Annotated in this window: 12 protein-coding genes; 11 read left to right on the plus strand and 1 reads right to left on the minus strand. The window is 26.5% G+C overall.

Annotated elements, in window-relative coordinates; translation table 11 throughout:
* Window positions 1–87 precede the first annotated feature (87 nt).
* On the minus strand, window positions 88–1,092 hold the full coding sequence (locus tag TR13x_RS07900; RefSeq protein WP_054871382.1) for a ribonuclease H-like domain-containing protein: 1,005 nt from the start codon (window positions 1,090–1,092) through the stop codon (window positions 88–90).
* 247 nt (window positions 1,093–1,339) lie between these two features.
* Here TR13x_RS07900 and TR13x_RS07905 point away from each other — a divergent pair, with 247 nt between their 5' ends.
* From TR13x_RS07905 to TR13x_RS07955, 11 genes are all read left to right on the plus strand, one after another.
* On the plus strand, window positions 1,340–2,068 hold the full coding sequence (locus TR13x_RS07905) for a hypothetical protein (RefSeq protein WP_054871383.1): 729 nt from the start codon (window positions 1,340–1,342) through the stop codon (window positions 2,066–2,068).
* Between the two features lie 54 nt (window positions 2,069–2,122).
* A complete protein-coding gene (locus TR13x_RS07910) occupies window positions 2,123–4,273 on the plus strand; it encodes an Eco57I restriction-modification methylase domain-containing protein (protein ID WP_242851746.1) in 2,151 nt (716 codons plus the stop codon).
* Between the two features lie 38 nt (window positions 4,274–4,311).
* Window positions 4,312–4,875, plus strand: coding sequence for a hypothetical protein (locus TR13x_RS07915; protein ID WP_054871384.1), 564 nt, complete (start codon window positions 4,312–4,314; stop codon window positions 4,873–4,875).
* 75 nt (window positions 4,876–4,950) lie between these two features.
* The gene (locus tag TR13x_RS07920; RefSeq protein WP_054871385.1) at window positions 4,951–6,522 is read left to right on the plus strand and encodes an S-layer homology domain-containing protein; all 1,572 of its coding nucleotides are present in this window, start codon (window positions 4,951–4,953) and stop codon (window positions 6,520–6,522) included.
* A 29-nt stretch (window positions 6,523–6,551) separates the two neighbouring features.
* A complete protein-coding gene (locus tag TR13x_RS07925; RefSeq protein WP_054871386.1) occupies window positions 6,552–6,944 on the plus strand; it encodes an NUDIX domain-containing protein in 393 nt (130 codons plus the stop codon).
* Between the two features lie 196 nt (window positions 6,945–7,140).
* Window positions 7,141–8,571: a type I glutamate--ammonia ligase gene (glnA, locus tag TR13x_RS07930; protein ID WP_054871387.1), complete on the plus strand. Its 1,431-nt coding sequence runs from the start codon at window positions 7,141–7,143 to the stop codon at window positions 8,569–8,571.
* Window positions 8,572–8,656: 85 nt separating this feature from the next.
* Window positions 8,657–10,102: a hypothetical protein gene (locus tag TR13x_RS07935; protein WP_054871388.1), complete on the plus strand. Its 1,446-nt coding sequence runs from the start codon at window positions 8,657–8,659 to the stop codon at window positions 10,100–10,102.
* Between the two features lie 192 nt (window positions 10,103–10,294).
* Window positions 10,295–11,293 (plus strand): acyl-CoA dehydratase activase-related protein, encoded by a 999-nt coding sequence (locus TR13x_RS07940; protein ID WP_054871389.1) that lies wholly within the window; start codon window positions 10,295–10,297, stop codon window positions 11,291–11,293.
* Window positions 11,265–12,374 carry an acyl-CoA dehydratase activase-related protein gene (locus tag TR13x_RS07945; protein WP_054871390.1) on the plus strand — a complete coding sequence of 370 codons (1,110 nt, stop codon included), beginning with the start codon at window positions 11,265–11,267 and terminating at the stop codon, window positions 12,372–12,374. Before TR13x_RS07940 ends, TR13x_RS07945 begins: the two co-directional genes overlap by 29 nt.
* On the plus strand, window positions 12,349–13,329 hold the full coding sequence (locus TR13x_RS07950) for an acyl-CoA dehydratase activase (protein WP_054871391.1): 981 nt from the start codon (window positions 12,349–12,351) through the stop codon (window positions 13,327–13,329). Before TR13x_RS07945 ends, TR13x_RS07950 begins: the two co-directional genes overlap by 26 nt.
* Window positions 13,330–13,422: 93 nt before the next feature.
* Window positions 13,423–13,860 carry a nucleoside recognition domain-containing protein gene (locus TR13x_RS07955; protein WP_054871392.1) on the plus strand — a complete coding sequence of 146 codons (438 nt, stop codon included), beginning with the start codon at window positions 13,423–13,425 and terminating at the stop codon, window positions 13,858–13,860.
* Window positions 13,861–13,866: the final 6 nt, after the last annotated feature.

Here is a 13,866-nt window from a genome sequence, read left to right on the forward strand (position 1 = left end):
TCGATTCCGCCTCTGGGCACCAAAAAACTCCTATCGTACTATTTACGATAGGAGTTTTTTTAGATGTGCACTACCAATTGATTATATTTACTTTAATATATTTGTTAGTATTTCACAAACAATATTTTGCAGGTTTTGTTTGATTATTTTATCCTCTATTTTTAGTAAAATATAGTTTTCTGGGATAGAATAGTTAGTTTTATCGGTAGATGTAATATTGAAAGAGTAATCATTTTTATTTAAATAATAGCATTTTTTGTTATCCGTTAACATTCCTACATTAATAATAAAAGTTATATAGATTTTACCTTCATTTGTAATCCATTCAAGTTTAAAACCATCTTCATAGTATATATAGTTAGGTAGTGTACATTTAGTTGTTATACCTGTAAGAGTAAAACTATTTCCTGCAATAGATATATTATTTAAATCAAAACTGAAGTTAATATTATAATTATTAAAGTTAATAATTAAGCTTAAATTACTTAAATTATCTATTGTTTCATATATCTTAAGTAATTTATGTAGATAGTAAATGTCTTCATAGTTATGCTTAAGAATTATTTTTTTAATTTTATCATCTTTTGTTTTTAAGTATTTGAAATACATTTTAACGCTTTCTTCACCTGAAATCTTATCTTCTCTATTAATCCCAAGATATTTTTCAACAGTTTTTAGTTTGCAGTTGTTTAAACCTAGAACTTTTTTATATTTTCTTACTACTTTCAATAAGTCGATACTTTTATTCATTTCAATTAAATATTCTAGTCCATATTGTTTAAGCTTACTATTAATGAATGGTATATCAAATACATCACCATTAAATGTGAAAAAAAGGTCAAATTGAATAATGAATTTTATGAATTCATTTAGAATTTCTTTTTCTTCTTCTAAAGAATTAGCAAAAAACTGAGTAATTCTAATTTCATTATTTTTGAAATACATTATTCCTATTAAAATGATTTTATCTTTTTTACGATTAAATCCTGTTGTTTCAATATCTAAAAAACAAAAATTTTTATTATATGTAATTGCTTTTAAATAATCAGGTATTTTCAATTGTTCTTGAAAAGAATTTGTGATAATCTCCATATAATCCTCCTTAAGAATCAATAATTAAGTGTATTAATAAGAATAAAATCTTGGATTTAAATAAATTATAAATGAGATTTTGTACATATCCATAAACAAAAAATATATTTAAAACTATCCATAAATTAATAAGGCATATAATTTCCTATGGATTATAAAAAAAGTAGAATAATGATATAACTACACTTTTATATTATAATATAGGTATAAGAAATTTTGGTATGCAAATTACAAAGGGGGAGTAAGTATGCCATTCGATGTTTATGATATTAATAATAAACATATAGGAGTAATTACAACTTCCTTTCCAAATGATACAGATATACTGATGATTAGTATAACAGATTTAAAAGCGTCAGATATTGATTTAGATATTGATAGTATTAAAATGTATGTTGCAGAATTATATGGATGTAAAAATATATTAGGCAAAATAAAAGAAGATAAATTAGTTGAGATTTTACTAAATATTTGGGGAAATAAATACAAAAGCTATGGTGAGTATAATGAAAAGTTACTTTTTAGACTATTATTATTAGAGCAGTTATGTAACATTGAAAGGTTTATTAGAATTGATAAAAGTAAAATATATGGATATTTATTATTAGATAGAAAAAATGTTGATATAAATGGTGAGAATATTATTATAAAGGAAAATATTGATTATATAGAAGCAAATGTTGGAGAAAACGGAATACCTATTTATGGTAAAGTAGTTGATTATCCGATTATTACCGTAGAAAATATGGGAGTAGGAGAAGGTCTTTTATTAGGAGCTGATTTTTCTGACTTTGGAGGTAGAAATCATACACATAAAACTAAATTCAAATTACTTTCAGGTAATGTAATTCTGCCTATAACTGTACCTATAAGCTTAAGAATTAAAAGAGGTATGACAGTTAAAATTTATTTAGAAAAAAGAAATATTAAAAAAATTTTTTGTGATGGTGTATTTTATACATATTATAATTCTTAAAATTAAGATAGAAATGAGGCTTTTGGCCTCATTTTTTAAAGTGGAGGTAGAATGATGAAAAATAAAGCTTATGAAAAAGAACTAATAAAAATTATTAAAGAGTATCTATATAAATATAAGAATGAAGGACTGGATAGTTACATAAATAATTTAAAGGGTATTCTTTATTATATAGGTAAAATAATTTTAGCAATTTCATACTATAAATCTGAAAAAATAACAGAGAAAGATCTAAATAATATATTAAATAATAATTCTATAGAAAAGCTACCTGAAAAGTTTAAGGAATTTGAAATATCTTTTGACAAAAAAGTAATGCTTACAAGCAATGAGAAAGCTGAAATAGTATCTTTGTTAAATAAACTTGGGAATGAAGAATTGTGTGAATTTTCATTAGGTAAACTTTATGAAGGGCTTATAACAAGTAAAGAAAGAAAACAATTGGGACAGGTATATACGCCAAAGAGTATTATAAAATATATGATAGAAGAAGGGATAAAAGAAGAATATATTATTGAAAATCCTTATTTTAAAGTGATAGATCCAGCTTGTGGCGGTGGATATTTTTTAATTGAAGCTTATGAGAAGATTAAATTTATAATAAATAATAATTATGAAAAAATAATTTGCAAAAATCCAGGAGTTAAAATGCAGTTAGACAATAGTGTACATGAATTTATATTAAAAAATAACATTTGGGGGACAGATATTGACGAGTTCGCAGTATATATGACAACTATTTCGCTTTTATTAAAAGGCACAACAGATGATAATTTTAATTTGAATATATATAAGAAAGATATTTTATTAGATGAGGAACAGAATTTATTGAATATACTTTCAGATAAAAATCCTTTAAATGATATTAAATTTGATTTAGTAATAGGCAATCCCCCTTATATAGGGCATAAAAAAATTAGTAAAATTTATAGGCAGAGATTAATACATTATTATTATGATGTGTTTTCTGACAAAGCAGATATTTCATTCTGTTTTATAAAAAAAGGATATAACTTATTAAAGGAAAATGGAAGATTAATTTTGATTACATCTAGGTATTTTATTGAATCTCCATCAGGAAAATTCTTAAGGAAATTTATTAAGGATAGCTTTACTATAGAGTCATTAATTGACTTTAATGGATATAAAGTCTTTAAAGGGATTGGAATAAGTCCATTAATAATAAAATGTATAAAAGGAAAGAAGAATAATACAGAGTTTAATGTTTACAAGTTAAAGAAAAAGTTAAATCCAAATGATGATTTTAATATTGCAAACGAAAGTATTTATGAAAACTTTAAAGTAAAACTTATTGAGTTAGATGATAAAGGGTGGATAATTATAAATCCTTTAGAAAAATTAATTTTTAAAAAAATAGACTTTCAAGGAGACTATAAATTAGAGGATATTTGTGAGAGCTATCAAGGCATAATAACTGGTTGTGACGATGCATTTATTGTAGATGCAGAAAAAATTAATAAATGTAAATTAGAGCGTGGCATTTTAAAGCCGTGGATAAAGAACAGTTATATACAGAAATACACAAAAACTGCAGTAAATAAATATATATTATATACTGATTTAATCAAAAATATAGACGATTATCCTAATACATTAGAACATATATTGCCATATAAAAAGAGATTAGAAAAGCGTAGAGAATGTATAAAAGGTATTAGAAAATGGTATGAGCTTCAATGGGGGAGGAATTTAGAAGTTTTTAAGTCACCTAAAATAATTTTCCCATTTAAATCTGAATCAAGCAGGTTTATGATAGATTATGATAATTTATTTTGCAGTGCTGATGTTTACATTATAAAAATAAAAGATATATTTTTAAATGAAGTTACAATAGAATATTTAACAGCTTTTTTAAACTCATCAATTTTCGAATTCTATTTTAAGACAGTTGCAAAAAAAGTAGGGGATAATATATATGATTTTTATCCTAATAAACTGATGAGATTAAGGATAAAAATAGGAGAAAATATTAATTTTATTTCTGGAAGAGTTAAAAAAATAATAAGTTACTATAATGATATTGATAAATTATTAAAAAGCAAATCAAGTGCTGAAGAAATTGATAAGTTACAAACTAAAATATTTAAAGAGATAGAGAAGATTGATGAATACTTTTTTACACTGTATAAATTGAAACCAGATGAAATTAAAATAATTAAGAATAAAATTTATTGTAATATTTAAAACAATTTTCTTATGTAACCCAATAGGGGGCGTATAAAATGTGTATTTTGAAATTAACAGAGTATAAAGCCGAAATAGCTGAGAAAATATGCATTGATAGATTTGAAAATGATCTAATGCTTGTATTAAACAATTTTAGTGAACATGACATCAAATTAACTATTCAATTGATTAAAAATAGTATAATAAAATTAGAAGAAAAAGGAGTTATTTTTGATTCAAGATTAATCAATCTTTACTGTACAATGAATTTAGGATTAGCTTGGAGTATGTATAGAAAAGGAAAGATAATCCAGAAAGAAGAGTTAGTAATAGGTAGAATTTTTAAAATTGATGAGGTAGAATTAAAAGAAAAGTTGATAGCTTATTTAACCGATCAAAAAAATTATGAATTATTAATAGATGATATTTCATATAGATATTTTACTTTATACTTAAGTAGGCATCTTGAGGATATAATGAGTAGAATGGAAGTAGGAGTTCATCCTAGTATACTAGATGAAGATGATCTTAAAAATGTATTTCTTAAATTTCTTAAGAAATTTGGTGTAGATTTATTAATTATGGGTATAATTGATGAGTATCAAAGATGTAATGGTTGATTATATGTTATAATAAATATGAGAAAGAATATGGGGACAAAGCAGATACAGGTTGGCTGAAAAAGGGGGGTTAATATGAAGAAAATCAAAGCGACTTTATTTATACTGATTATAACTTTATTTTTTGTAAATTATAATGTTGTAATGGCTGAAACTTTCTATTTAGATGTTTTTGGTCACTGGGCAGAATATACGATATTATGGGCGACCAATGAAGCCAACCTTTTTAATGGTTATCCTGATGGTACTTTCAGACCAGATGATAGTATTACTAGAGCTGAATTTATTACTATACTATATAGAGCAGCAATACAAAAGAAAATAATTAGTAATAATAATATAAATGAAGAGAAAAATGGATATGATGTAGCAAAAGAAAGTATTGATAATACAAATACTAACAATCAAGTTGATGAAAGTAAAATCGTTTTAGCGGATGATAATGTTGATAACACCAATAATATTGCTAAAGAAAATAATAAATATACTTTACAATATGATGACTTAGATAGCAATTTCTGGGCTTACAAAGAGATTTTATCAATAGCAGAGTTTATTGATAAATATAGTATTGGTATGAAATTTAAAGATATTTTCCCTGGAAATAAATTTGAGCCTAATAAATATATCACTAGGGAAGAAGCTACAATTTTATCTAGTTTTTTTACTACATTACCAATAGATGAAAATACTAAGGAATTTAAGGATATTGATCAAAATTATAAATACTTTGATATAATTAAAAACTTAGTAAATAATGGTATAATTAAAGGTTATGAAGATAGTACATTTAGGCCTTATAGGAACATAACAAGGGCTGAGTCAGCAACTTTAATTAAGAGAATATATTATGATATGGATTATTTAAGTGGAAAATATTTAGATAATATACAATTTGTTGATTATACTTTGGAAGATAATTTTAGTTTGTTCGGGGATTATTATAATAGAGAATTAGATGAGCAAGATATTTTGTATAAAAAAGCTGTTTCAACGTTAGAATATATTAATTTAATGGGTTATATACCTTTTGAGGAGCAGCATTTGTATCTTAAAGATCCAATTAAGGCACTTAGAGACCTTAAAGAAGCAGATTACTTTAATATTGTTGGAATTAATTATTATTTGATTAAGTTTGATAATATAAGTAATGATGAGAAGGAAAATTTAATTGTTGAGCTTTTAGATAACTATCAATTAAGAGATGATATTGATGATATTGAATCTTTATTAATATTTAAAGAATGTTTGAATTATAATATTGAAATTGATAAATTGGTAAGCAGTTTAGATAAGTGGTATGCTGCTGCAGAAGAAAATATAACTAAGTTAAATATACAATTCATAAAATCAAAAGTATATGTTAATAACAATGATTATGAAAAGGCAATAGAAATATACGAACAAGATTTACCAAAGGATGATATAGATATTTTAAAATGTTTCATAATGAATAAAGCTTATTTACAATATAAAATGAATGAATTTGAGAATGCAGAGTCTATTTTAAGAGACGGTTGGGAAGTTGTGAAGACAAATAGACATTATCTTTCAAATAAGAATATGTATGATAAGGAGTTTATTGGAGCAATTAAGAAGCTTCTTATGTCTCAGTCTGAATACTATTCTAAAATAATTCAGCAATAGAAATATACAAATATTGAAAGGAAGATTGTATGTTTAGAGTACTTACCAAAGCACTTATCAGAAAAGGAGAAGAAGTCCTATTATTGAAACGAAAAGATGGTTCATTCGGAAGTGGATTATGGGATATTCCTGGAGGGAAATTAGAATTTGGAGAGTTTCCTAGAGAAAGCTTAGAAAGGGAAATCTTTGAGGAAACTTCGTTAAAGGTTAAAGTTATAAGACCATTAAGTATTAGTTCAGGTATTAATGAAACAAAAACTAAACAGTATATTACTGTAGTGTTTTTATGTGATTATCAAGGTGGAGATATTAAATTAAATGATGAACATAGTGAATATGAATGGGTTAATATGAATAAAATAAATGATTTTGAAAAGATTTATTATGTAAATGAAGCTATTAATGAGCTTTTAGCTAACTAATGTGGCCTTTGGCCACTTTTTCTTTTTTGCAAAGATAAACAAAAAGACGAATAACGAATAGCAAAGGGCCAATGACTAAAACCAAAATAAACTATTGCCTGTTAGCTGCCTCCTGTTCTCTAATAAATCTTATTTGACATTACAGAAACTTTGAAATATTATAAAATTACAGAAAATTCTACAAGAGGTGATTTTTATGTTTGAAGATATTAGCCAGGTAATTAGTTTTTGCGAAAAAGAAGGGATAAAAATAGTTGACTTTAAAGTAGTAGATTTAGCAGGAAGATGGCATCATTTGTCGATACCAGTAGAAAGATTTGATGAAAAGATATTAGAAGATGGTATAGGTTTTGATGGGTCAAGCTATGGTTTTTTAAGCGTTGAAAAATCAGATATGATTTTCAAACCTGATATTAGGACAGCCTTTGTAGATCCTTTTTGTGAAGTACCAACATTAAGTATGATTGCTGATATATATCAAATTACAGATAAAAGCGAAAGATTTCAGTCAGATCCTAGATATATTGCCGAAAAGGCAGAAAAATACTTAAAAGAAACAGGAATTGCAGATGAAAATATTATTGGACCCGAATTTGAATTTTATGTATTTGATCATATATCATTTATTAACAAAAGTAATCATCAAGAGATATATATAGATACTGAACAAGCATATTGGAATAATGGCAATAAAGATTATCAAAATTTAGGATATAAAGTGGAGTTTCAAAAAGGTTATCATGTAGATTTACCAAAAGATGTTACTAATGATTTAAGGTCTAAAATCACTAGACAATTAGAAGAATTAGGTATACCAGTTAAATATCATCATCATGAGGTTGGAGGATCAGGCCAAGTAGAAATAGAAACTCAATTTGGTAGACTAAAAGAAATGGCAGACAAAACTTTGATTTTAAAATATGTTGTTAAGAATTTAGCTATGCAAGAAGGTAAGACTGTTACTTTTATGCCAAAACCTTTGTATGGAGAAGCTGGAAGTGGAATGCATGTACATATGCAACTTTTTAAAGAAGGTAAACCAATTTTCTATGATGAGAAAGGATATTCCGGATTAAGTGATATAGCTTTATATTATATTGGAGGTATTTTAAGACATGCTTCAGCAATACTTGCATTTACAAACCCTAGCACAAATTCTTATAAAAGGTTAGTTCCTGGATATGAAGCACCTGTTAGTATATGTTTTGCTACTGCGAATAGAAGTTCAGTAATAAGGATACCAGGTTATGCTAAAAAACCAGAGAAAAAGAGATTTGAATTTAGACCTTCAGATGCAACTGCTAATCCATATTTGGCTTTTTCTGCACTTTTATTAGCAGGTATTGATGGAATAATAAATAAAATAGACCCTGTAAAGGAAGGTTATGGACCTTATGATGTAAATATTTTTGATTTATCTGAGGAACAAAGAAAGAAAATTAAGAGCTTACCAAAATCATTAGATGAAGCAGCTGATGCATTAGAAAAAGATCATGAGTTTTTACTTGCAGGTGGTGTTTTTACTGAAGAGCTTATAAATGATCATATAAAAAGAATTAGAGAAGAAGCAAAGAAAATAAATATTATTCCTCATCCTATGGAATATAGGTTGTATTATGATTTATAAGCAGCATTTATGCTGCTTTTTTTCTTGAAATGAATTAAATATATAGTTAAACTATAAACATAGCATAAATGAAAGGAGAAAGAATGTGAAAGATATAAAAAAGGATGCTCAAACAGAAAAGTATTTACAAAATTTATATATTAATTTCTTGAAAGATGCTGGTATTATAGCTTTTTATGATATAGTTAGAGATATAATATTGATTAATAGATATATAGATGAGAAACAGGAATTATTTAAAAATCTTGAAAAAGAAGGAGAAGATATTTTAGATTTTTTTAAGAAGATTAATGACAAAGCATTAAGTATAGAAATAATATTAGGTCTAAGTGATATTGAGGATAATTTAGGTGAAGAGTATTTTACAAATTTAAAAGATAATATTGTTGATTTAATAAAATGTTTAAATAGTTATGCTACTGAAATGTCATATTCTTTAGAAATAGCTAATGAATTAATAAGTAAAAAATTGATAGAAGATAATAATGACTATGCGAATATGACAGTAAATTTTGAAAGGTTTTATAATGATGTATTTAAATTCTTAGCAACAGATAAAAACACATTACAGGAAAAAATTTCTGAAATTATACGTTTAGTGCCTTTTAGAATGTCTAAGCATAAATTTTATGATATTGTAAGAACTGCATTATTAAGTTATTTAAAGGATTTTAGCGAAAGCAGCGTCAATGATTATATAGAAGAACTAAAGAGTATATTTAATGGTTCATTAAGCTTACAATATGGAAAAAGCTTTGATCATTACTTTACAAAAGCACAAGGTTATAAAAAATTTGATTTTAAATTAGCTGATTTAAAAGAAGTTAAAGCATTAAAAGACGAAATTTCAAAATTACTTTTGGAAATATATGATTTAACGACAATATTAAGCAAACTTGGAGTAATAATAAATAAGTTTATAGTTATTGAAAAGACTAAAAATTATTTAACTAAAGATTTAGATAGAGAAAGTATTAAAAAAATAATAAAACAACTTAAAGAAATAATGAATGAAAAAAATTTAGAAAGAAGCCAAGAGTTATTATCGATTTGCCAAGAAGAAGTTGACAATATAATTACTTCTTTAAATGAATCGGCTAAATTGATAGAAGAAGCTGATAAAAAACTGATGAATGAGGAATATGAAGATTATTTAAATACCCTTTATTTTGAAATGATAGAAGTTTTTTCTTACTTAAAGGATCCAGGTTATGAGAAAGTTAAAGCATTAAATATGGATGATTTTAAAATTGTATCTAATGATTATCTGGAACAAGCAGTTGATAGTTTTATTCAATATATAGATCGAAATTTAATGGATATGACAAATATTTATAGAAAGGTTAGAATGAGAAGACTGTTAAGTACTTTAAATGAACAATTCAGTAGTATCGAAGAGTTTTTTGAATATCTGCAAAACTCACTTGGATTAAATATCTCCAAAAAGGATTTACAATTAGCTTTATATAATATTGCACAATTAATGTTAAGTTATGAACGAAAAACAAGCTTTAAAAAAGACTCCGATTAAGGAGTCTTTTTTATAATCCATAAGGAAATTATATACTTCATTAAATTGTGGATAATTCTAAATATAATTTCCATTTATGGATATAGGCAAAATATACCTTAATTTATTTTAATTGAAGATTTTGTTCAAACTTATTTTATGTTTATTTATAACTGTATTTGACCATAATAATAGTTGGATAGGAGGTGTTTTATGTCTTGTAAAGTTGGTATACCACAGGCATTACTTTACTATGAATATTATCCGTTATGGAAAGAGTTTTTTACTGAATTAGGAGCAGAAATAGTATTATCTTCAAGTACAAATAAATCTATATTAAATGCTGGAGTATCTAGTTGTGTTGATGAAGCATGTTTGCCTGTAAAAGTATTTCATGGTCATGTAGAGCAGCTTAAGAATAAAGTTGATTATTTGTTTATACCTAAGTTTATTAGTGTTTGCAAAAAAGAGTATTTATGCCCTAAATTATTAGGATTACCGGAAATGGTAAAGAATTCGATTGATGATTTACCAACAATAATAGATGTTGAGATTAATTTAATAAAATCAAATTCTAATTTACACAAGTCAGTAATAGAAATTGGTAATTATTTCACATCTAATAATAAAAAGATAGACTTAGCTTTTAATAAAGCTATTAATAGATTTAATGAATATAAAAAATTGTTAGCTAATGGAGTAATACCTATTGAAGCAATTAAAGTTTACAATAAATATATTAATAGCATTACAACGTTAAAAAATAGTAAATATAAAATTCTTGTTTTAGGGCATTCTTATAATTTATATGATGAATTTTTAAGCATGAAACTTATTGAAAAACTACAGAAAGATAATATGAAAGTGATAACTCCAGATACTGTAAGTATAGATAAGATAAATTATTATGCATCAAAATTACCTAAAAGAATGTTTTGGAGTTTTGGCAGAAAGATAGTAGGTGCTGCTTTTTATTTAATTGAGGAAAATGCAGTTGATGGGATAATATATATCTCTTCATTCGGTTGTGGCTTAGATTCTGTATTGATTGATTTGGTTTATAGAAAGGCAAAAAAATTTAAGGTTCCATTTACATTAGTAACTCTTGATGAGCATTCAGGAGAGGCTGGAGTTAACACAAGACTAGAGGCGTTTGTAGATATGATTATATGGAGGGACAGTAATGAAAATAACATTTCCACACATGGGTAATACTTACATCGCAGTTAAAGCAATGCTTGAAGATTTAGGACTAGAAGTGATTGTACCACCAAAATGTAGCAAGCGTACACTTGAATTAGGTACCAAGTACTCACCAGAATCAATTTGTTTACCTTTAAAAATTAATATAGGTAATTATATTGAGAGTATAGAGAGAGGAGCAGATACAATATTAATAACTGGTAGTTGTGGTCCTTGTAGATTTGGGTTTTATTCAGTAATTGAAAAAGAGATTTTAAAAGATTTGGGCTATGATATAGATATTATAGTATTTGATCCTCCAGATGGTAATTATAAAGAATTTATAAATAGAATTACAAAAGCAGTAAATACCAATAATCCAATTAAAATATTAAAAAGTTTTAATAGGGGAAGAATTATACTAAAAGAAGTAGATAGATTATTTCAATTTTCAAATAAAAAACGTGCGTATGCTGTGAATAGTTATGAAGTAGATAAAATTATGCAAAAGTTTAGTGAAGGTGTTCTTAAAGTAAAAGGAGTCATAGAGACTAAAAAGTTGATAAAAAGAATTTTTAAAGAACTTGAAAAAATAGAGGTTGATAATACGAAACGTCCATTAAAAGTTGGAATAGTAGGCGAAATATATACTGTTATTGAGCCGTATGTTAATTTAGATATTGAGAGAAAACTTGGCCATATGGGAGTTTTGGTAGATAAGTTTTTAACTCCATCTAGATGGGTAGAGCATAATCTTACACTTGGTCATTTAGGGTTAAGTGAAGAAAGGAAGGCTTGGAAGGCAGCAAAGCCTTACATAAGAACTCTAGTTGGTGGGCATGGAAGAGAGACTGTTGGAAGTGCAATTATGTATGCAGAAAAAGGATATGATGGCGTTATACAACTTTTGCCATTTACTTGCATGCCAGAAATAGTAGCTGAAACAATACTTAAAACTGTTGCAAAGGATTATGATATTCCAATATTGACTTTAATAGTAGATGAGTTAACTGGGGAAGCAGGTTATGTTACAAGGCTAGAAGCGTTTGTTGATCTGTTAAAAAGAAGAAAGGAGGAAAGGAAATTTGAAAGAGTATTATCTAGGAGTTGATGTAGGTTCTGTAAGTACAAATATTGTTATTATAGATGAAAATAATGATGTTATAGTAAAAAAATATATAAGAACTAAAGGAAGACCAATAAAAGCTATTCAGTCTGGTTTAAAAGAAATAAAAGAAGAAATTGGTGAAATAGAAATAAAGGGTGTAGGTACAACCGGGAGCGGAAGGTATTTATCAAGCATATTAATAGGTGCTGATATTGTGAAAAATGAAATTACAGCGCATGCAGTAGCAGCATTAAATTTTGTACCTGATGTGAAAACAATATTGGAGATAGGAGGACAGGATTCTAAAATAATTATTTTGAGAGATGGTATAGTAACTGATTTTGCTATGAATACAGTATGTGCAGCTGGTACTGGTTCATTTTTGGATAGGCAAGCTGCTAGACTGGGAATAGATATAAAAGAATTTGGTGAACTAGCTTTGAAATCAAATAACCCTATTAGAATTGCTGGAAGATGTGCAGTATTTGCAGAATCAGATATGATCCATAAGCAGCAATTAGGACATAATCAAGAAGATATTATAAATGGTTTATGTGAGGCTTTAGTAAGAAATTATCTAAGCAATGTAGGGAAAGGTAAGGAAATACTTGCTCCAGTTGTATTTCAAGGAGGAGTAGCAGCAAATGTAGGAATAAAAAGGGCTTTTGAAAGAGCTCTTGATATGGAAGTATATGTACCAAATCATTATGATGTAATGGGGGCGATTGGATCGGCAATATTGGCTAGGGAAGAAGTCAAGTCCAAAGAAGTATCAAAGTTTAAAGGGTTTGAAGTTGCTGATACTGACTATAAAGTTAAAGGGTTTGAATGTAACGATTGTGCGAATATGTGTGAAGTTATTCAAATATTGGCTGAAGATAAAGTGATAGCTAGATGGGGAGATAAATGTGGAAAATGGACGAATCTATCAGATATTAATTTACAGAGATTAGCGTAACCTGAGTTGAAAAAACTCAGGTTTTTTTGTAAAATTCTAAGTTATGATATAATAAAAATCAGTAAATTATGAAACTGATGAAAGGGAGTTATTATGGAAAAAAGAGCTATAGGGCATATAAAAAATACTTTATTTAATGGTTTGAAAAGTGGTTTACAGACAATGTTTTTTCTTTCAAAAATCATTATAGCTGTTTATTTTATTATAACATTTCTTAAATACACACCTATTATAGATTGGATTGCTAATCTTTTTTCGCCTTTTATGAATATTTTGGGATTACCTGGAGAAGCAGCTATAGTATTAGTTTTAGGGAATGTATTAAATCTATATGCAGCTTTAGGTGCTGTATCTACTTTAACATTAACAGCTAAACAATATACAATAATAGCGGTAATGCTTTCTTTTTCTCACAGTCTATTTATGGAAACTGCTGTAGCAAAAAAAATCGGAATTAGTGCTTTAGGAGTAGTTTTGTTAAGATTGACTTTAGCTATATTATCTGGGATTATATTAAACTTGGTAATTTAGGAGGGG

Source organism: Caloranaerobacter sp. TR13, assembly GCF_001316435.1.
Taxonomy (GTDB): domain Bacteria; phylum Bacillota; class Clostridia; order Tissierellales; family Thermohalobacteraceae; genus Caloranaerobacter.